Annotated in this window: 12 protein-coding genes and 2 pseudogenes; 7 read left to right on the forward strand and 7 right to left on the reverse strand. The window is 63.1% G+C overall.

The genetic code is table 11. The features are described 5' to 3' along the window. Window positions 1-16 precede the first annotated feature (16 nt). Together NGR_RS25440 and NGR_RS25445 are read right to left on the reverse strand one after the other, a co-directional pair. Window positions 17-1,453, reverse strand: coding sequence for a metal-dependent hydrolase family protein (locus NGR_RS25440; RefSeq protein WP_012709360.1), 1,437 nt, complete (start codon window positions 1,451-1,453; stop codon window positions 17-19). 161 nt (window positions 1,454-1,614) lie between these two features. After that, window positions 1,615-3,501 (reverse strand): diguanylate cyclase, encoded by a 1,887-nt coding sequence (locus NGR_RS25445; RefSeq protein ID WP_012709361.1) that lies wholly within the window; start codon window positions 3,499-3,501, stop codon window positions 1,615-1,617. A gap of 305 nt (window positions 3,502-3,806) precedes the next feature. Here NGR_RS25445 and NGR_RS25450 point away from each other — a divergent pair. The 4 genes and pseudogenes from NGR_RS25450 to NGR_RS25465 form a co-directional block, all read left to right on the forward strand. Further along, window positions 3,807-4,796 (forward strand): annotated as a pseudogene (locus tag NGR_RS25450) (SPFH domain-containing protein); the annotation flags it as partial. Window positions 4,797-4,809: 13 nt separating this feature from the next. Continuing rightward, window positions 4,810-5,277, forward strand: coding sequence for an NfeD family protein (locus NGR_RS25455; RefSeq protein ID WP_012709362.1), 468 nt, complete (start codon window positions 4,810-4,812; stop codon window positions 5,275-5,277). 28 nt (window positions 5,278-5,305) lie between these two features. Next, window positions 5,306-5,911 carry an ankyrin repeat domain-containing protein gene (locus tag NGR_RS25460; RefSeq protein ID WP_012709363.1) on the forward strand — a complete coding sequence of 202 codons (606 nt, stop codon included), beginning with the start codon at window positions 5,306-5,308 and terminating at the stop codon, window positions 5,909-5,911. A 102-nt stretch (window positions 5,912-6,013) separates the two neighbouring features. After that, a complete protein-coding gene (locus NGR_RS25465) occupies window positions 6,014-7,453 on the forward strand; it encodes an outer membrane beta-barrel protein (RefSeq protein ID WP_012709364.1) in 1,440 nt (479 codons plus the stop codon). A 23-nt stretch (window positions 7,454-7,476) separates the two neighbouring features. Here the strand turns inward: NGR_RS25465 and NGR_RS32455 are convergent. From NGR_RS32455 to galU, 3 genes and pseudogenes are all read right to left on the reverse strand, one after another. After that, window positions 7,477-7,787: pseudogene (locus NGR_RS32455) on the reverse strand (DHCW motif cupin fold protein). 31 nt (window positions 7,788-7,818) lie between these two features. Next, the gene (locus tag NGR_RS25470) at window positions 7,819-8,820 is read right to left on the reverse strand and encodes a threonine ammonia-lyase (RefSeq protein WP_012709365.1); all 1,002 of its coding nucleotides are present in this window, start codon (window positions 8,818-8,820) and stop codon (window positions 7,819-7,821) included. Between the two features lie 321 nt (window positions 8,821-9,141). Continuing rightward, window positions 9,142-10,029, reverse strand: coding sequence for a UTP--glucose-1-phosphate uridylyltransferase GalU (galU, locus tag NGR_RS25475; RefSeq protein WP_012709366.1), 888 nt, complete (start codon window positions 10,027-10,029; stop codon window positions 9,142-9,144). Between the two features lie 251 nt (window positions 10,030-10,280). Between galU and NGR_RS25480 the strand changes: the two genes are divergently transcribed. Both NGR_RS25480 and NGR_RS25485 read left to right on the forward strand, forming a co-directional pair. Next, window positions 10,281-11,498, forward strand: coding sequence for a lytic murein transglycosylase (locus tag NGR_RS25480; RefSeq protein ID WP_012709367.1), 1,218 nt, complete (start codon window positions 10,281-10,283; stop codon window positions 11,496-11,498). A gap of 105 nt (window positions 11,499-11,603) precedes the next feature. Beyond that, window positions 11,604-12,854, forward strand: coding sequence for an SGNH/GDSL hydrolase family protein (locus tag NGR_RS25485; protein ID WP_012709368.1), 1,251 nt, complete (start codon window positions 11,604-11,606; stop codon window positions 12,852-12,854). A gap of 284 nt (window positions 12,855-13,138) precedes the next feature. Here the strand turns inward: NGR_RS25485 and NGR_RS25490 are convergent, their stop codons facing one another. Both NGR_RS25490 and gltB read right to left on the reverse strand, forming a co-directional pair. Further along, window positions 13,139-14,596: a glutamate synthase subunit beta gene (locus NGR_RS25490; RefSeq protein ID WP_012709369.1), complete on the reverse strand. Its 1,458-nt coding sequence runs from the start codon at window positions 14,594-14,596 to the stop codon at window positions 13,139-13,141. 99 nt (window positions 14,597-14,695) lie between these two features. Continuing rightward, window positions 14,696-19,420 (reverse strand): glutamate synthase large subunit, encoded by a 4,725-nt coding sequence (gene gltB, locus NGR_RS25495; RefSeq protein ID WP_012709370.1) that lies wholly within the window; start codon window positions 19,418-19,420, stop codon window positions 14,696-14,698. A gap of 554 nt (window positions 19,421-19,974) precedes the next feature. Between gltB and NGR_RS25500 the strand changes: the two genes are divergently transcribed. Continuing rightward, window positions 19,975-21,021: a threonine aldolase family protein gene (locus NGR_RS25500; protein WP_012709371.1), complete on the forward strand. Its 1,047-nt coding sequence runs from the start codon at window positions 19,975-19,977 to the stop codon at window positions 21,019-21,021. Window positions 21,022-21,263: the final 242 nt, after the last annotated feature.

Here is a 21,263-nt window from a genome sequence, read left to right on the forward strand (position 1 = left end):
TGTAGGACTGCAGAACTCAAAGCGTGTTCTTATGGACCTTGCCGTCCTTCATTATGACGGCCAGGTTCTTTCCGGGATCTTCGATCAGTCGGATGTCCTCAAGCGGATTGCCGTCCACGACCAGCATATCCGCGAGTGCGCCTTCCTCTATAACTCCCAGCTTACCCGGATACGGATTGCGCAGATTGGAAAGCGCAAGCAACTCCGCATTGACCGATGTCGCCATCCGGAGCGTCTCGGCATTCGTGTACCAGTTGGTGAGATGGGTCAGCATGATGCCTTGGCGCGGCGTTATTTCCGGTGAGAAGAGGACATCCGAACCCCATGCCGCCTTGATCCCATGCTTGCGAATAAGCTCGTAGATCCTCGGAGTCCCGGCGAAGACCTGGTGCATGCGTTCGGCGGATGGCCCGGCCTGCGGGGCGACATCCTCCGTCGACAGGAAAGGTTGGGTGCTGAGCCAGACTTCCTTGTCGGCCATGATCCTTGCCGTCTCCTCGTCCATCAGATGCGCATGTTCGATGCACGCCGCTCCCGCCGCGATCGCCCGCTGCACGGTGTTCGGGGCATAGGCGTGCACGGTGGCGTAGGTGTTCCAGTCCCGGGCAACGTCGATCGCCTCACGCAGCTCTTCTTCGCTGAAGGTCGACATGTCGAGCGGACTGCGTGGCGACGACACGCCACCGCCTCCGACGATCTTGACCTGCGAGGCGCCCTGCAGGAGCTGCTCCCGAACGCGTTGCTTCAAGTCCCCTATGCTGTCGGCGATCGCCGACGCGCCCACCAGTTCACTGACGCTGAGCCGCCCGGAGTCGGGTGGAATCTCACTCGGCATGCGAAGGTCGCCATGCCCGCCGGAGGTGGTGATCATCGCACCTGACGGAAAGATGCGCGGACCCGGTATGACACCGCTGTCGATCGCTTGCTTGAACGAGAAGACGGGACTGCCCAGGTCACGCACGGTGGTAAAGCCGCGCATGAGCGTCCGTTCGGCTTCGGCCGTGGAGGCGGAGAAGACGAAGCCGGGATCGCCTGTCGCGATGACCGCCAAGGGAACGGCAGCATAGAGCGTATGCCAGTGCGCATCGATCATGCCAGGCATGAGAACGCGATCGCCGCAGTCTATGACCGTCGCTCCGGACGGCGGAGCGCTGTTCGTTGTGTCGACGGACGTGATCCTGTTGCCCTCGATGAGGACCTGGACCCCGGCCCGCAATGTGTCGGACTTGCCATCGAACAACCGGACCTTGCTCAAGAGAATCTTGGAGGCCGGTTCCTGGGCAAAGGATGGCCCAGGCATTATCCCGGTGACAGCCGCTGCACCTAAACCGGCAAGAAAGCTTCTGCGGGAAAATTCATCCAGACGGCGCGATGCTTGCTCTAGAACGGGGCTGAGGCAGCCGCAGCCAGTGCCGTGAACGAGGTGTTGATACTTGGTACCCAACCGAATCATGACACCTCTCCGGTTTCACGTCGTCAGACGACCATGATCAGACTACCATTGGGTGCATGGAATATCCACTGCCGCGTGTAGGTGCACGCACATGATGCGCACCGCGTGAGATCGCGATCGGTGAGCCGGAAAGTCTTGCGGCTCGTTCCGAAGCCTGCGCCCTAACCAGCCAACTTGACGTCCGCGGCATCGGCGAGCACGCGCACGAGAATGCGATTGCGGCCGCGCATCTTCGCTTCGTAGAGAGCGGCGTCCGCTTCCGACAGGAGGCGGCCCGGCTCTGCCTGCAGGAGATGCCCCATCGCCGAGGCTATGCCGATGCTTGCCGTGACATGTCCGAATTCGCTTTGCGCATGGACGATGTTTTCCTCGCCGAGCAGACGGGCGAATTTCTCGGCAACGACGGCCGCGGCCTTCTCGTCGGCCTCCGGCAACAGGACGACAAATTCCTCGCCACCGTAGCGGGCGACGATATCGCCCGGGCGTTTCGCCGAATTGAGAAGACACTTGCTGACGAGCCGCAGGCACTGATCGCCGGCCGGATGGCCGTAGGTGTCGTTGTACGCCTTGAACCGATCGAGATCGATCATCAGCAGGCTGAGCGGCGCGTTGCCCCTTGCGCATCTGGCCGCCTCGCGCATGAAGGCCTCATCGAAGGCGCGACGGTTGACGATGCCGGTCAATCCGTCCGTCTCCGCCAGGTTCTTCAACTGCTCGGCCGAAAGCCTGAGAGCGATTTCGGCCTGCTTCATCACCGTGATGTCCGAGACGACCACCATCGCCGTACCGTCCGTCGCGAGCCTTGTCTTGATGCTGCGCCAATCGCCGTTGTGAAGCTGAACCTCCTCGTCCTTGTTGCGGTGCAATGTGGACGTCGCCACAGTGATCCACTCGTCCACCGAATCGTAAGGGACGTTGAGCCGCTCGCGTGTTTCGGCGGTTTGGCGAACGATATCGCTGATATGCGCGCCGACCACCCGGGCGCTTCCCGACAGCGGAAAGGCATTGCGGTATTGCTCGTTGCAGAAGATCAGATAGCCCTGCCGGTCGAACATGGCGAAGCCGTCGGACATTCCCGCCATCGCGTGGGAGAGCAGGTTCTTGCTTTCGCGCAGCTCCCGCTCGAGCGCGGTGCGGTCCGTGATGTCGCGCGTGACGCCCGCCAGACCGATGACGCGTCCCTCCTTGTCGCGCAGCGGCACCTTGGAGGCGAGCAGGTCGCGGCCTTCGATATGCTCGAGGGAATCGAGAAGGGGCACGCCCGTCCGCATCACCTCCTGCTCTCGATGATACAGTTCCTCGGCAAGCTTTTGCGGATGGAGATCGAAATCCGAAAGACCCACCATCTCGACCGTCGTCTTGAAGCGGTAGAGGCGGATCATGTTTTCGTTGACGGTAATGAAGCGGCTGTCTCTGTCCTTCACGTAGAGATAGTCGGGCGATTGGGAGAACGCGGTCTCCAGCATCCTGCGCTCAAGTTCCAGATGCTGCGTCGTCAGCACGATGAAACCGCAGACGATGGTGGCCGCGCAATTCATCGCCGCCATGGGCAGGCCCATTGCCGCCAGGGCGTGAGCTTTCGACAGGGTAGGCAGCACCGCCATCAGCACGGTCAGCAGCCCCCCCACCGCCACGCCGAACACGACGACGGAGAGAAGCGTCGGAGACCTCTTCTTCATGACGAGGTTGACGCTCAGGCCCATGCCTGTGACAGCAAGGATCGCGATGACGCCATCAATGGCCGAAACACCGCCGAGCGCCGCCCGGAAAGCAGCGGCGAGGAATGCACTCAGTGCCGCCGCCAACGGCCCGCCGAACATGCCGGCGAGAGCGAGCGGCGCGAAGCGCAGGTCCATATGGATGCCGGGGCCGAAGTCGACGGCGAGCAGGATCGAGCCGATCGATGCAACGCCGGCCATCAGTCCGAAGAGGATCTTGTCATGTCCGGCAAACCGCCGGCGGAGCCAGATCGACAAATGCGCCCAGATCGAGATCGCCAGGCTTACAAATGCGAGGTTGCCAACAAACTGCCCCCAGATGCCATTCATCGCGCTGCGTTCGGCCTTTCATCACGTTCAGAAGACCGACCTTAGACGACAACTGGTTTGAGCTTTATTAAACCGGAATGCCGCAAAGCGAGCCGGAATGCCTGCTGCATGTCTCCTCAAATCGACCTCGATTTAAGGACAAAGACATGCAGCAATTCAAAGTCCTACAGCGACCTTTGCGCGTCTGATAAGACGCGCGGCGCTGTAGTCAACTCGGCCGGGTGCTTGAAATATTGCGGCGAATCGCCACGTCATGGGCTGGGCGGCACTCCAAGTCCTGGAGTTGCGAAGAGGGAGGACTATCCTTGGGCGGCTTCGATTACGCGGTTATCGCACTCGTTGTTCTTGTATTCTTGACGCTTTTTGCCGGGATCAAGACCGTTCCGCAGGGCTATCGCTATACGATCGAGCGTTTCGGTCGCTACGTGAAGACCATAGAGCCCGGCCTGAACTTCATCGTCCCCTACTTCGATCGGATCGGCGCCAAGATGAACGTCATGGAGCAGGTCCTCGACGTACCGACCCAGGAGGTCATCACCAAGGACAATGCGAGCGTCTCGGCCGATGCGGTGGCCTTTTACCAGGTGCTGAACCCCGCTCAGGCCGCCTATCAGGTCGCCAATCTCGAAAACGCCCTGCTCAATCTGACGATGACCAACATCCGCTCCGTCATGGGCTCGATGGATCTCGACGAACTGCTTTCCAACCGCGACACGATCAACGACCGGCTGCTGCGCGTCGTCGACGAGGCGGCCAATCCCTGGGGCATCAAGATCACCCGCGTCGAGATCAAGGACATCGCGCCGCCGACCGACCTTGTCGAGGCGATGGCCCGGCAGATGAAGGCAGAGCGCGAGAAGCGCGCCCAGGTGCTCGAAGCCGAAGGCAGCAGGAATGCGCAGATCCTCCGCGCCGAAGGCGCCAAGCAATCGGCGATCCTCGAGGCGGAAGGCCAACGCGAAGCCGCCTATCGCGAGGCGGAGGCGCGCGAGCGCTTGGCCGAGGCGGAAGCGAAGGCGACCCGCATGGTTTCCGAAGCGATCGCGGCCGGCGACGTGCAGGCGATCAACTATTTCGTCGCGCAGAAATACACCGAGGCCTTGGCTGCGATCGGCACCGCGAACAACCAGAAGATCGTCCTGATGCCGATGGAAGCGTCGTCGCTGATCGGCTCGCTCGGCGGCATCGGCGCGATCGCCCGGGAAGTGTTCGGCGACGGCCAGGCGCCGGCTTCCCCGCGCCCGCGCCGATCGACGCCGCAAACCGGGCCAGCGTCCAACCCCGTAGAGAACCCGTACGCGTCGTACCATGATCCAGCGCTTCGCTATCGAACTCGGGCCCTGGAGCTGGTGGGTCCTGGGCCTCGCCCTGCTGGCGGCGGAAGTGATGCTGCCGGGCGTTTTCCTGGTGTGGATCGGCCTTGCAGCGCTCATCACCGGCGGCCTCTCTCTCCTCCTCTGGGAAACGGCATTCTGGGTTTGGGAGGTCCAGGTCGTCGTTTTCGCGCTGCTGTCGATCGCCTCCGTCTTCATTGGCCGACGCTTCGTCGTCTCTTCGTCGAAGAGCGACGAGCCCTTGCTCAACAAGCGCGGCGAGAGTCTCGTCGGCCGCACCGCAGTGCTCGAACAACCGATTGCCGAGGGCCGCGGCCGCGTCCGCCTCGACGACACGACCTGGGTCGTCGAGGGGCCCGACCTGCCCGCGGGCACCCGGGTGCGGATTGTCGCGAGCAGCGGCCGGCAGCTGACCGTCGAGCGAGCGGAAGCAAGTCTTTAATGCGATCGAGGCGCACCGCAGGCACGGAATGAAGAAGTTCTCGGTAATCGCAGGCAGGGTTCTCGTTGCCCTCGTGTCGTCTTGGCTTATCGCTTTTGTCTATTTTACCCGACCTTGGATCCTGCCTGTATCAATAGCCGACGGCGTCTGCTCCGGTAATCCTGTTGGAGTGTATCGCCGAATAACAATGGGCGATAACGTAAAAAGTCACAACAGCGAGTGGCAATTGGACGGGATTCCTCTTTTCCTTTATTATGATAATACTGGGTGTAAAAAGCCATTTTCAGACCCACTATTGGGAACAATACTTTTTGGCAACGGCGCTGATATTCACCAAGTTACCGGATCAGGGTATTCCCTCGTCATGCTGGTTTCTGCCGAGAACAACGTTGCCGACTTGCGGTACTTATTGGAGAAAGGAGCGAACCCAAACGCGCAAGACAGCGAAGGCGAGACGGCGCTGATGATCGCAGCGCGTCTGGCTAACCTCGACGCCGCTCGTTTACTTATGCGATACGGAGCCGATCCGCGCCTCGTTTCGAAATCGGGGAAGACTGCGGCGGACCTTGCCGGTGAACGCGGTCGCAACGCCCTGATCGACCTGCTTGAGCGCTCTGCCTCAATGCAGGAATGACGCGGGACCATTCTCGGCTGATTTCCCTTCAGAAACGATTGCTTAACCACGTGCCTTTACGATTGCGAAACGATTGCAATCAGGTTCGCGGACAGACGGCAGATGGCGCCCAGGATTTCAGGCTCGATCAAGGCGGGCGCCTTGCTTGTGAAAAAGCGAGCCAGGCTTCTGGCGGGCTGCGTCCTTGTTTTCGCCGGACCCGCGGGCGCGCAAAGCCTCGAGACCTCGCCAGGCATGAACGCCCCGATCGCCGCCGCAATGGCTGACGCGGCCACCCCGGCGATCACCGATCCCCAGACGACCGGCGCCGTTGCAGCCTCAGACCTTCCGCCGGCCCTGGACGAGGATTTCAACCGCCTCAACCGGCGCGAGGAGACGATCGACGGCCTGCGCAGGCGCATCGATCCGGAGGCCGGCCAGGCGACTGGCCTGCGCATCGGCAGCTTCGTCCTGAAACCGGCGCTCAGCGAAACCCTCAATCACGAGCGGCAGAAAAACGGCAGCACCAGCCAGAGCCGCAGCTTTCTCGAAACCGGCCTCAAAGGCTCGCTCACCTCGGACTGGTCGCGCCATCAGTTGAGCGTGACCGGCGAAGGCGTGCTGCAGAACAACATATCGGGCGAAGGCGAGGAAGAACCGCGCGCCGACGCCGATGCGAAGCTGCGTCTCGACTTGAGCGACGAGACGGTGGCCAGACTGAGCGCGGGCTACAGTTTCGAGCGTGAGGACGCCAACGATCCGAACGCCATCGCCAATGCGGAGGAGCAATCGGCGGTCAACACCTACCGGCTGGGCGCCGCGGTCGAGCGCGACCTCGGTCTCATTCGCGGCTCCGTCGGCCTCGACTTCGAGCGCCAGACCTATGGCGATGTCGATCTCGACAACGGAACGACGCTGTCGCAGGAGGATCGCGACCGCAATACCGGCACGCTCACCGGACGCCTCGGCTACGAGCTGTCGCCGGCCCTCATCCCCTTCCTCGAGGCCTCGGTCGGCAAATCCATCTACGATCTCAGGCGCGATACACTCGGCTTCGAGCGTTCCTATGTGAGCTATGCGGGCCGTGGCGGCCTGGAGGTGGATCTCGGCGAGAAGCTCAACGGCGAACTCGCGCTCGGCTACGAGACCTATCGTTTCGACGACGACCGGCTGGGCGACCTCGGCGGCCTCTCGGTCGACGGGCGGGTCAACTGGTCGCCGCAGCGCGGCACCGACGTGCTGTTCGGCCTCTTGACCTATCTCGATCCATCGACGACCGCGGACAACCCGGGCTCGATCAACTACGAGCTGACCAATATCATCACCCACCAGCTCCGTTCGACACTGGTCGCGACTCTATCGAACAGCCTGACACTGCGCGATTTCCCGTCGGATGCCACCGCATCCGACGAGGCCACCTGGCGCACCGGCGCCGGTCTGACATGGGACATGAGCCGCTATCTGGCGCTGACAGGGGACGTCAGCTACGAGCGCACGAACAGGGATGTCGGACCTTCGAGCGACACGACGCGCGTCGGCGTCGGCCTGACGCTGCGGCGTTGACCGCGCTCCCGTCGGCGCCCTCCTCAGTCCACGACGAACAGCTTTGCCCCGACCGACGTGAATTGTCGGCCACCTGATAACTCGTGCCGGGTTTCAGAACAAACCGCCGTCCATCCTGCAATTCCGTATGCAGTTCGCCCTCCAGGCAGTAGAGAATGTGTCCTTTGGAGCACCAATGGTCGGCAAGATAGCCAGGCGTGTATTCGACGACGCGCACGCGTATCGGACCGAACCACCGCGTCCGCCAGTAGGCGACGCCCGTTTCACCCTTGTGCTCGGTTGCCTCGACCTCGGCCCAGTCGGTGATTTCGAAAGGGATGGCGTTTATTTCCACGGCAGGCGCTCCTGATTGCTGAAACGGGGCATCAGGCTGCTTCCTGCTGCAACGCCCGCCGGGCAAGGTCGGGGTTCACGTTCCGGCCGGAGAGAACAACGACGACGGTCTTTCCGCCAATCGGCATCTTGCCGCTCAGAACTGCCGCTAGGGCCACCGCCCCGCCGGGCTCGACGCCGAGGCCGAACTCGCCGAAGGCGACGCGCATCGCCATCAGGGTTTCCCCGTCCGTAGCAGCGAAGGTTCCCGCCAGCCTGTTCCTGACGATGTCGAACGGGATTTCGGCCATGTAGAGACCGGTGATCGCATCGCAGATCGAACGCCCGCCCGGCGGAAGATTGATCCGCCGACCCGCCGCCAGCGAATTCGCCATCTTTTCGAATCCGGCCGCCTCGACGCCATGGACCCTGGTTCCGGGCGACCTTTGCTCAAGTGCGAGAGCACAGCCTCCGGCCAGCCCGCCACCCGAGCAGGGGACAACAACGTCATCGATCGTCGCCCCGAGCGCCACCGTCTGGTCCGCGATCTCGAGGCCGACGGTGCCCTGGCCGGCGACGACCCAGAAGTCGTCGGCCGGATCGACGAAGACGCGCCCTTCGCGACTGGCGATATCGGCCGCTACCTCGGCAATCTTCTGCATCGGCGCCTGGACGACCGTGGCGCCGTAGCCCTTGATTCGCTCGACTTTGGCGGCCGGAGCGGTATCGGGGACCACGACGGTGGCCGAGGTGCCGATCAGGCTGGCGCAATAGGCGATCGCCAAGCCGTGATTGCCGGAGGAACGGACCACGACGCCGCGCCGGTGCTCGTCCTCCGTCAGCGCCTTCATCCGGTTCGCAGCGCCTCGAAGCTTGAACGAACCGGTTACCTGCAAGTTCTCCGCCTTGATGAGAAGCCGGCCGCCAAGCTCGCGGTTGAGCCAGGGGGATTCGAGCAACGGCGTCACGATGCCGATGCCGGCGATGCGGCGGCTGGCCACCTCTATGTCTGCATAGGTTGGCAGGGGTTTTGCGTGGGATGCCGCTTCGGCCATTGATGACGCTCCTTGGGAGATTTCGCATCAATCTGCCAATGGGTGGGATCAGCGCAACCGCAATATTGTACCCGGAGCAATTTTGTCGTGACCGATTCTCACCATGTGGCGCGGGTGAGCGAGACATCTGAACACCACACCGTGAGCGGCCTTCCACCGCGCCTCGGACGGCGGACTCAGGCCGTATCTACAGCGCCGTGCGTCTTTTCAGACGCACTAAGGACGCTGTAGCACTTTGAAATGCTGCATGATTTTGTCCTTAAATCGATTCCGATTTAAGGAATCATGCAGTCGGGACGCGGCCCGAGACTTCCGATGAGACTACTTCAATCCTTGCAGCAGCGTCTTGAGCGGCCCCTCGACGGTCGGGCGAATGTCGGCGCGCTCGAGGGCGAAGGCGACGTTGGCGAGGATGAAGCCGTCCTTCGCCCCGCAGTCGAAGGTCTCGCCGCGGAAATGATAGGCGGCGAAAGCCTGTGCCTCGGCAAGCTTCACCATCCCGTCGGTCAGCTGGATCTCGTTGCCGGCGCCGCGCTCCTGGCGCTCCAGAATCGGGAAGATTTCCGGCTGCAGGATATAGCGGCCGTTGATGAAGAAATTGGACGGCGCCGTGCCCCGGGCCGGCTTCTCGACCATCTTGGTGATCTTGAAGCCGTCGCCGACCCTATCGCCGACGCCGACGATGCCGTATTTGTGCGCCTGCTCGGGGGCGCATTCCTCGACGGCGACGACATTGCCGCCGCTGTGTTCGTAGAGGTCGACCATGCCTTTCAGGCAGCCCTTTTCACCCTTCATGATCATGTCGGGGAGAAGCAGTGCGAAGGGCTCGTTGCCGACCAGATCGCGCGCGCACCAGACCGCGTGGCCGAGGCCGAGCGGTGCCTGCTGGCGGGTGAAACTCGTCGTCCCGGCCTTCGGCAGTATCGCTTCGAGCAGCTCGATTTCGGCTTTCTTGTTGCGTTCTCTGAGCGTCTGGTCGAGCTCGACCTGAATGTCGAAATAGTCCTCGATAACCGCCTTGCTGCGGCCGGTGACGAAGATCAGGTGCTCGATCCCCGCTTCCAGTGCCTCGTCGACGACATACTGGATGACCGGCTTGTCCACGACCGTCAGCATTTCCTTCGGCACCGCCTTGGTGGCGGGAAGAAAACGTGTCCCCAGCCCGGCAACGGGGAAGACGGCTTTGCGGACTTTACGCTTCTCGGTCATGAACACCTCCTTGGAGTGAACTTCAGTCTAGCCTGAACAGGCGAATTGAATCGGAATTCGTCGTCATTTGCCATTTTTTGCGAAGGGAGACGACTCGGGAATTTCATGGTAAAGACTTTGTTGACTTCGTTTCTGTAGGCTTCTCCACTGACCCGACACAGCCGCTGCGGGCAACATTCGCAAAACCCGGAGTAATCGGTCCGGCATGAACGCCGGCTGAATGCTCCGCCGAGAAACGGAACCGACAGCAGATGATCAGAAACCGCAGGACGTTCTTCCGACATATCGCCGCCGCTCTCGTCGTTGCCGCCGCTCTCGGCCCCTCTGCCGCGCGGGCGGACCAAGGTTTTCAGAACTGGATCAACAGCTTCTACGCAACGGCGGCCAAGAGCGGGATCACCCAGGCGACCTACCGCAAGGCTTTCGCCGGCGTGAAGACCCCCGACCCGGCCGTCATCGAAAAGGCCAACTACCAGCCCGAATTCAAGCACAAGATTTGGGAATATATCGACTCGCGTGTCAATCCGTACACCAGGCGCATCGGCCAGGAGATGGCGGCCAAACACGGGCGCACGCTTGACGCGATCGAGCGGCATTTCGGCGTCGACAGGTCCATCCTTCTGGCGGTCTGGTCGATGGAGTCGAATTATGGCGCCGTTCTGCAGAAGGACGACCGGCTGCATTATGTGCCGCGCGCGCTTGCAACGCTTGCCTATGCGGACCCGAAACGGGCGAAATTTGCGAAGACCCAGCTGATTGCCGCATTGAAGATCCTGCAGAGCGGCGACATCACGCCGCGCGAACTGACCGGCTCCTGGGCCGGCGCCATGGGGCATACCCAGTTCATCCCGACCAGCTACCTGCTTTATGCGGTCGACGCCGACGGCAACGGACATCGCGACATCTGGAATTCGGTTCCCGATGCGCTGGCGACGGCTGCGAACCTTTTGAGGAAGAACGGCTGGCAAGCGGGCGAGACCTGGGGCTACGAGGTCGTGCCGCCGGCCAATGCCGGCAAATATTCCGGCCAGACCAAGACGCTCGGCCAATGGGCAGCGCTCGGCTTCCTCCGTCCGAACGGCAAGGGATTCCGCAACGCGAAAACCCGGGCCGAACTCAAGCTGCCTGGCGGTGGCGGTGGCCCGGGCTTCCTGATGACCCGCAACTTCTTCGTCATCAAGCGCTATAATGCTTCCGACTCCTATGCGCTCGGCGTCGGGCTGCTCGCCGACCAGATCTCCGGTTACGCCGGCATGCAGCAGCGTTGGCCGCGGCCCGACGGTTCGCTTGACATCAGCGAAAAGTTCGAACTGCAGAACCGCCTGAAGGAACTCGGCTATTACGATGGCGAGGTGGATGGCAATTTCGGCTCCGGCTCGAAAGCCGCGATCCAGGCCTTCCAGACGCAGAACGGTCTGACGCCGGACGGTGAACCGACGCAGAATCTGCTGCGCGCCCTGCGCAAGTAACCGCTCTGGCAGAAACCCTCTCGGATCACGACGATTTTCGATCCCCCAAATCGTCGTGATTTGGCGTATGGTGAAGGCGCCCTGCCATTCGATGGTGATGTAATCATGTTGAGAACCAGAGACGCCGGGAAAGGATTGCTTCTCTTGCGCCTGGCGCCGGTCTTCATGGCCGCCGCCGCAATGCTGGTTACTGGCTTCTTTGCCACCATGGCCGAGGCGCAGGAGCCCGCCCCGCGCCGCACCCTGTTTCAACGGCTCTTCGGCGGCTTCGCCCCGCAGCGACGATACCAGGACCCCAGCGCCTATCCGCCGCAGCCGAGGCCGCGTCGCATACAGAAGCGGCGGCAGCAGCCGGCCGAGCCGCAGCGGCCGCGCCAGCAGCGCGCCAAGCCGCGTGTCGCCGACGCCCCGCCGCCGGCACCCGTGGTGGAGAAGTCGCCCAATGCGAAAAAGGTTCTGGTGATCGGCGACTTCGTTGCCGGGAGCCTCGGCGACGGCCTGAAGACCGCCTTTGAAATGACGCCCGGCGTCGTGGTCGAAACGCGCGCCAACGGTTCCTCGGGTCTTGTCCGGGACGACTATTTCAACTGGCCGGGTAGCCTGCCGGGCTACGTCGCCGAGCTCAAGCCCTCGGTCATCGTCGTCAGCCTCGGCGCCAATGACCGGCAGGCGATGCGGATCGGCGAAACCAAGGAGACGTTCCGCACCGACCTCTGGACGACCGAATACCGCAAGCGCGTCAACGCCCTCGCCGCGCTTGCCCGACAGGACAATCTGCCGCTTCTCTGGGTCGGCATGCCGCCCTTCCAATCGACCGCCATGACCGCCGACATGGTCACCTTCAACGGCATTTATCTCGAGGAAGCGGAGAAGGTCGGCGGTCAGTTCATCGACATCTGGGACGGCTTCGTCGATGAGGGAGGCAAGTTCGTGCTGACCGGCTCTGACATTAACGGCCAGCAGGTCCGCCTGCGCGGCTCCGACGGCATCAACCTGACCAAGGCCGGCAAGCGCAAGCTCGCCTTCTATGTCGAGAAGGACATCCGCAAGCTGCTCGGCGAGGCGGCCGCGGATGCGGCCGTGCCAGGCGCCGAGGGGCTCAAGGACCTCGTGGTGACCGCCCCGCTTGCCAACGAGGATATCGTCAAGACGCCGCCGATCGGCGTGACCGATCCCGCGCTCGACGGCGCCACCGCCCTTTTGGGCGCGGGTGCCCCGCAGAAGGGCACCGGCAAGAGCCCGAGAGACCTGCTCGTCGAAAAGGGCGAAGTTCCGGCCGCCCCGGCCGGCCGCATCGACGATTTCAGGTTGGCAAAGCCCGAGACGGTGATCAGCAAGCCGCTGCTGCGGAATTGAGCGCGAGTCGCCAAGAACCCGGAACCGGCCTTGATGATCGTGTCAGCCTCCTCCAAGGGTGTCATCCTCGGGCTTGACCCAGGGCTTGACCCGAGGATCCATGCGCAAAGGTTCCTCGGCTCGGTTCGGCGTGTGCGTCGGTTCTCAGCGTGCGGTTGCGCGCGCACCGCGTTGGCGACCGTGCCTGGATCCTCGGGTCAAGCCCGAGGATGACAACCATTGAAAGAGGCGGCCCAGCGGAAGTGCCGAGGGCGCATACACAGGAAGCGCTTAATTAACGCCAACTACCGCGGCAGCACCGTCGATCCCATCAGGGCCTCGTCGATCGCGCGGGCCGCCTGGCGGCCTTCGCGGATCGCCCAGACGACGAGCGACTGGCCGCGGCGGACGTCGCCGGCGGTCCAGAGCTTGTCGACCGAAGTCCGATAGTCCCGCTCGTTGGCAACGACGTTGGTCGAGCCGCGCCGGTCGGTATTCAGCGACAGCCTGTCGCCGAGATCCTTGAGCACGCTGGTGGTGAAGGGACCGCGGAAACCGATGGCGATGAAGGCGAGGTCGGCCTTGATGATGAACTCGGTACCGGCAATCGGCTTGCGCCGATCATCCACCTGGCAGCACTTGACGCCCGTCAGGTTACCGTCCTCGTCGCCGACGAATTCGAGCGTCGCGACCTGGAATTCGCGAACCGCACCCTCGGCCTGGCTGGAGGAGGTGCGCATCTTCGTCGCCCAGAACGGCCAGACGGCGAGCTTGTCTTCCTTCTCCGGCGGCTGCGGGCGGATGTCGAGCTGCGTCACCTTGACCGCCCCCTGACGGAACGCGGTGCCGACGCAGTCGGACGCCGTGTCGCCGCCGCCGACGACGACCACATGCTTGCCGCCGGCAACGATCGGTTCGGACGGCCAGCCGACGCTGTCGATGTTCTCGCGGCCGACGCGGCGGTTCTGCTGCACCAGATAGGGCATGGCGTCATGCACGCCGATGAATTCGACGCCCGGGATTCCGGCATCGCGCGGGGTCTCGGAGCCGCCGCAATAGAGCACCGCGTCATGGTCGTCGAGCAGCGTCTGGACGGCCAGATCGACGCCGACATTGACGCCGCAGTGGAAGGTCACGCCTTCGCCCTTCATCTGCTCGACGCGGCGGTCAATGAAGTTCTTCTCCATCTTGAAATCCGGAATGCCGTAGCGCAGCAGCCCGCCGGGCTTCGACTCGCGCTCGTAAAGATGGACCTCGTGGCCGGCGCGGGCGAGCTGCTGGGCGGCCGCCATGCCGGCCGGACCGGAACCGATGACCGCGACCTTCTTGCCGGTCTTGGTGACGGCCGGCTGCGGCACGATGTAGCCCATCTCATAGGCCTTGTCGGCAATCGCCTGCTCGACCGTCTTGATCGCTACCGGCACGTCTTCGAGGTTCAGCGTGCAGGCTTCCTCGCAGGGAGCCGGGCAGACGCGGCCGGTGAATTCCGGGAAGTTGTTGGTCGAATGCAGGTTGCGGATCGCCTCGTCCCAGTTGCCGTTGTAGACGAGGTCGTTCCAGTCGGGGATCTGGTTGTGCACCGGACACCCGGTCGGCCCATGGCAGTAAGGAATGCCGCAGTCCATGCAGCGAGCGGCCTGCTTCTGCACCTCCTGGTCGGACATCGGAATGGTGAATTCACGGAAATGGCGGATGCGGTCGGATGCCGGCTGGTACTTCGCCACCTGCCGGTCGATCTCGAGAAATCCAGTAACCTTGCCCATCTTACGATCCTGATATCTTCAAATCTGCACAGGCGCCCTCAGGCGCGTGATGGCCCCCGTCACTAGGGACGGTTCGGGGGGCCGCTGTCACAGGGGCCGTTACTCGGCCGCTTCAGCGATTTTCATGCGCTCCATGTCCTCAAGCGCGCGGCGGTATTCGACCGGCATGACCTTGCGGAATTTCGGCCGGTAATCCGCCCAGTGTTCGAGGATTTCCTTGGCGCGCGGCGAACCGGTGAAGTGCAGGTGGTTGGAGATGAGCTGGTAGAGCCGCTCCTCGTCGTGGCGCGTCATGTCGCCCGAGACGTCCACCCGCCCCTTGTACATGAGGTCGCCGCCGTGATGGTGCAGCTTCTCCAGCATATCGTCCTCCTCCGGCACCGGCTGCAGCTCGACCATCGCCATGTTGCAGCGGCGGGCGAAGTCGCCCTCCTCGTCGAGCACATAGGCGACACCGCCGGACATGCCGGCCGCGAAGTTGCGGCCCGTGCCGCCGAGCACGACGACGACGCCACCCGTCATGTATTCGCAGCCATGGTCGCCGACACCCTCGACGACCGCCACCGCGCCGGAGTTGCGAACTGCGAAGCGCTCGCCGGCGACGCCGTTGAAGTAGCACTCGCCGGAGATCGCCCCGTAGAGCACGGTGTTGCCGACGATGATCGACTGGTGCGGCACGATCCTGGCGTTTTCCGGCGGCCGGACGATGATGCGTCCGCCCGAAAGGCCCTTGCCGACATAGTCATTGCCGTCGCCGACGAGCTCGAAGGTGATGCCGCGCGCCAGGAATGCACCGAAGGACTGCCCCGCCGTGCCCTTGAGCGTGACGTGGATCGTGTCGTCCTTCAGGCCCTTATGGCCCCAGCGCTTGGCGAGCGCACCGGAGAGCATCGCGCCGGCCGAACGGTCGACGTTCTTGATCTCCGCCTCGAAGGCGACCGGCACCTTGGTTTCGAGCGCCAGTTTGGCCTTCTCGATCAGTCTGCGGTCGAGAATGTCGTCGATCGGATGGTTCTGGCGGGTCGTCCAGTAGGTCGCTTCCTTCGGCGCTTCCACCTTGTGGAAAATCTTCGAGAAGTCGAGGCCCCTGGCCTTCCAATGTTCGATCATCCGGTCACGCTCGAGCAGTTCCGATGCACCGATGATGTCATCGAGCTTCCTGACCCCGAGCGAGGCGAGGATTTCGCGCACTTCCTCGGCGACGAAGAAGAAATAGTTGATGACGTGTTCCGGCGTGCCCTTGAAGCGCTTCCTCAAGACGGGATCCTGGGTGGCGACACCCACGGGACAGGTATTCAGGTGGCACTTGCGCATCATGATGCAGCCGGCCGCGATCAGCGGCGCGGTGGCAAAGCCGAATTCATCCGCGCCGAGCAGCGCGCCGATGATGACGTCGCGGCCGGTCTTCAGGCCGCCGTCGACCTGAAGCGCGACGCGCGAGCGCAAGCCGTTCAGCACCAGCGTCTGCTGTGTTTCGGCAAGGCCGATTTCCCACGGGCTGCCGGCATGCTTCAGCGAGGTGAGCGGCGAGGCGCCGGTGCCGCCGTCGAAGCCGGCAATGGTGATGTGGTCGGCGCGCGCCTTGGCGACACCGGCCGCAACCGTACCGACGCCCACTTCGGACACCAGCTTGACCGAGATATCGGCCTCCGGGTTGACGTTCTTCAGATCGTAGATCAGCTGCGCCAGGTCTTCGATCGAATAGATGTCGTGGTGCGGCGGCGGCGAGATAAGGCCGACGCCCGGTGTCGAATGCCGGGTCTTGGCGACGGTCGCATCCACCTTGTGGCCGGGCAACTGACCGCCCTCGCCGGGCTTCGCGCCCTGCGCCACCTTGATCTGCAGCACGTCGGCATTGACCAGGTATTCGGTGGTGACGCCGAAGCGGCCGGAGGCGATCTGCTTGATCGCCGAGCGCTCCGGATTCATCGAACCGTCCGGCAGCGGCAGGTAGCGATCGCTCTCCTCGCCGCCCTCGCCGGTGTTCGACTTGCCGCCGATCCGGTTCATCGCCTTGGCCAAGGTCGTATGCGCCTCGCGGCTGATCGAGCCGAAGGACATCGCCCCGGTCGAGAAGCGCTTGACGATCTCGGCTGCCGGCTCGACTTCCTCGACCGGAACCGGCTTGCGGCCGGCGGCTTCGGCGCTCTTGATGGTGAAGAGGCCGCGGATCGTGTTCATGCGCAACGCCGTCGCGTTCACCATTTCGGCGAATTCGCGGTAGCGGTCATCGGCATTGCCGCGCACCGCATGCTGCAGCGAGGCGATGGCGTCCGGCGTCCAGGCATGGCTCTCGCCGCGCATCCGGAAGGCGTATTCGCCGCCGATGTCGAGCGTGTTGGCCAGCACCGGGTCGGCGCCGAAGGCGGCCTTGTGGCGGGTCACCGTTTCGGCCGAGATCTCCTCGAGGCCGATCCCCTCGATCGTCGTCGCGGTGCCGAAGAAATACTTGTCGACCAGCTTCGACGACAGGCCGACGGCGTCGAAGATCTGCGCGCCGCAATAGGACTGATAGGTCGAGATGCCCATCTTCGACATGACCTTGAGGATGCCCTTGCCGACCGCCTTGATATAGCGGTAGACGACCTCCTTCTCGTCGACTTCCTTCGGGAAATCGCCGCGCTTGTGCATGTCCACGAGCGTGTCGAAGGCGAGATAGGGATTGATCGCTTCCGCGCCATAGCCGGCGAGCAGGCAGAAGTGATGCACCTCGCGCGGTTCGCCCGATTCCAGCACGATACCGACCGAAGTGCGCAGGCCCTTGCGGATCAGGTGGTGATGCACGGCCGCGGTGGCGAGCAGCGCAGGGATCGCGACGCGATCCGGCCCGATCTGCCGGTCGGAGAGCACGATGATGTTGTAGCCGCCCTTGACGGCCGCTTCGGCCCGCTCGCAAAGCCGGTCCAGCATTTCCGGCATGCCTTCCGCGCCGCGCGAAATGTCATAGGTGAAGTCGAGCGTCTTCGTGTCGAAGCGGTCTTCGGTGTGGCCGATCGAACGGATCTTCTCGAGGTCGCCATTCGTCAGGATCGGCTGGCGGACTTCCAATCGCTTGGCATGCGCCATGCCGGCGTGGTCGAGGATGTTCGGCCGCGGACCGATGAACGAGACGAGGCTCATTACCAGTTCCTCGCGGATCGGGTCGATCGGCGGGTTGGTGACCTGGGCGAAGTTCTGCTTGAAGTAGGTGTAGAGCAGCTTCGGCTTGTCGGACATCGCCGAAATCGGCGTGTCGGTGCCCATCGAGCCGATCGCTTCCTGGCCGGTCGTCGCCATCGGCGACATCAGAAGCTTGGTGTCTTCCTGGCTGTAGCCGAAAGCCTGCTGGCGGTCGATCAGCGACACGTCGCGACGCAGCGCGCGGGGCTCGACCGGCTTCAGGTCTTCGAGGATCAGCTGCGTATCGCCGAGCCACTGGCGGTAGGGATGCTTGCCGGCAAGCGACGACTTCACCTCTTCGTCGGAGATGATGCGGCCCTCTTCCATGTCGATCAGCAGCATCTTGCCCGGCTGCAGGCGCCACTTCTTGACGATCTTTTCCTCATCGACCGGCAGCACGCCGGCTTCCGACGCCATGATGACGCGGTCGTCACTGGTGACGATGTAGCGGGCCGGGCGCAGGCCGTTGCGGTCGAGCGTGGCGCCGATCTGGCGGCCATCGGTGAAGGCGACTGCCGCCGGCCCGTCCCACGGCTCCATGAGCGCCGCATGATACTCGTAGAACGCCTTGCGTTCCGGCGACATCAGCTGGTTGCCGGCCCAGGCTTCCGGGATCAGCATCATCACCGCATGCGACAGCGAATAGCCGCCCTGCACGAGGAACTCGAGCGCGTTGTCGAAACAGGCGGTGTCGGACTGACCCTCGTAGGAGATCGGCCAGAGCTTGGAGATGTCGTCGCCGAACAGCGGCGAGGAAACCGACGCCTGCCGCGCCGCCATCCAGTTGACGTTGCCGCGCAGCGTGTTGATCTCGCCGTTGTGCGCCACCATGCGGTAGGGATGTGCCAGCTTCCAGGACGGGAAGGTGTTCGTCGAGAAGCGCTGGTGAACCAGCGCCACCGCCGACTGGAAGCGCTTGTCGGCGAGGTCTTTGTAATAGGCACCGACCTGATAGGCGAGGAACATGCCCTTGTAGACGATGGTCGAGGTCGACAGCGACACGACATAGAAGCCGAGGTCGCCGCCATCCGCTTCCGCATAGATGCGGTTGGAGATCACCTTGCGCAGCGTGAAGAGCCGCCGCTCAAACTCGGCATTGGTGGCAGCGTCTCGGCCGGCGCCGATGAAGACCTGCACATGGTGCGGCTCGGTGGCGGCGATGTCGGGCGCCTTGGAGAGCGACGAATTGTCGACCGGAACGTCGCGGAAGCCGAGCAGATGCTGGCCTTCCTCGGCCACCACCTCGCTGATGACCTCCTTGAAATGGGCGATAAGCTTTTCGTCGCGCGGCATGAAGAGATAGCCGACGGCATATTCGCCGGCCTTTGGCAGGGTGACCCCTTGGCTTGCCATCTCCTCGCGGAAGAAGCGGTCGGGAATCTGCACGAGAATGCCCGCGCCGTCACCCATCAGCGGGTCGGCGCCGACGGCGCCGCGATGCGTCAGGTTTTCGAGCATGAAGAGGCCGTCGCGCACGATCTGGTGCGACTTCTCCCCCTTCAAATGCGCCACGAAGCCGACGCCACAGGCATCGTGTTCGTTGCGCGGATCATAGAGGCCCTGTCTTCGCGGCAGACCGGAGGGGAATGCGGGCGTTTTCACAGCCGTCGCGGCACTGTGCGCGAGGTTGGGCCCAATCTGTTGTGATGGCGAATGATCCGTCACCGTCTTCCCTCCTGTTGAACCCGGAATCCCGGGCGATAACGCGGCCCGCGCGCTATCGCCACGTTGCGTTTTCGCATTGCGGCAAGCCGGGGCATTATCGTCGCATGATCCTGATCAGGTCGCAAATAAAGCGCTGCTCATCAGGCACGAATGTCCGCGACCATGGTGATGGCAGGCGATAACAGCCGCATGAAATACGGCCAAACCCCTTGCGCTCCACCGCCGAGGCCGCTTTTCGCAGGCCTTCCGGCGATTGTTCCGGTCCCTAGACCGAAATAGGACAGCAAACCTGTCCTATTTCATGCGCTCTATGCCAGAAAGCGCCCCCCTCTGCAAGGGCATGGTCGCAAATAATAGAGGAGATTTTGCCGAACATTGCCGAAAATTTCGCAGTTTTGAAATTAAATTACGCGGCCGGGCCGGTTTCTTACCTTTGGTTTCAAAGTGGTCTCCTGTTGGCCTTGGCTCCCAGCAAATCATTGCGCGCCGGACCAACTCGGCTAAGGTCTCGCCGAAGCGGCCGCCAAAGGCCCGAGAGACAGGGTGATTTGCCAATGATATTCGCCTCCGACAACTGGGCTGGCGCCCATCCGGCCATTGCCGAGAACCTCGCCGCGCATTCCCACGGCTATGTCCCGGCCTACGGCACGAGCGAACTCGACCGGAAAGTGGAAAAGCGCCTGTCGGAGATTTTCGAAAGGGAAGTCGCGGTGTTCTTCGTCGGCACCGGAACGGCCGCCAATTCGCTTGCGCTGGCGAGTGCCAACCGTCTGGGCGGCGTCGTCTTCTGCCACCGAGAGGCGCATGTGAATGTCGACGAATGCGGCGCGCCCGAATTCTTCTCGCATGGTGCCAGACTGAGCCCGGTCGATGGCGAGCTTGGCAAGATGGAGGCGGCAAGGCTCGAGACGGGGATCCGCCGGTTTCCGCCGGAATTCGTGCATGGCGGCCAGCCGATGGCGGTGACGCTGACGCAGGCGACCGAGAGCGGTACCGTCTATTCGCTTGCCGAGATCGAGGCGATCGCCGCGATCGCCAAATCCCACAAGCTGCCGCTGCACATGGACGGTGCACGTTTTGCCAATGCCCTCGTCAGCCTCGACGTCATGCCGGCCGAGATGACCTGGAAGCGAGGCGTCGACCTTTTGTCCTTCGGCGGGACGAAGAACGGCTGCTGGTGCGCCGAGGCCCTCATTCTCTTCGACCTCTCCAAGGCACACGACATGCACTTCCTGCGCAAGCGCTCGGCCCAGCTCTTTTCGAAGTCGCGCTTCATCGCCGCCCAGTTCGATGCCTATCTTGCCGGCGATCTATGGCTCGATCTGGCCCGCCATTCGAACACCATGGCGCGTCGCCTGGCGGAGGGAATCTCGGCTTCGCCCGAGAGCCGGCTGGCCTGGGCACCGGACGCCAATGAGGTCTTCGTGATCCTGAAGAACAGCGCGGCAACGCGGCTGAAGCAGCAGGGGGCGGTCTTCTACGACTGGCCCGTGCCGCACCATCTCGCCGGCAGCCTTGCCGAGGACGAGGGCCTCTACCGGTTGGTCACCAGTTTTGCCACGCAAGCCGAAGACGTCGACCGATTCGTCGCCTCCTGCTGAGGGCGGACGCGCAGCAATGGATCGGGTAGGAGGGAGCCTTACGGCATCCCTCCTCCCACACCACCGTGCGTACGGTTCCGTACACGGCGGTTCCCGACATCCTCGGCGTCGTGGTCCTCAATGCCTGTCACCTTATAAGCGCCCAGCTTTGTCTCACGGATTCCGTCCGCTACTTCCAGCTTTAGGTCCTCTTGCGAGGCATCTGCTCAAGGCGATCAGAAAAGCGGTCCTTGCTTCGCATG

Source organism: Sinorhizobium fredii NGR234 (assembly GCF_000018545.1).
GTDB classification, from domain to species: domain Bacteria; phylum Pseudomonadota; class Alphaproteobacteria; order Rhizobiales; family Rhizobiaceae; genus Sinorhizobium; species Sinorhizobium fredii_A.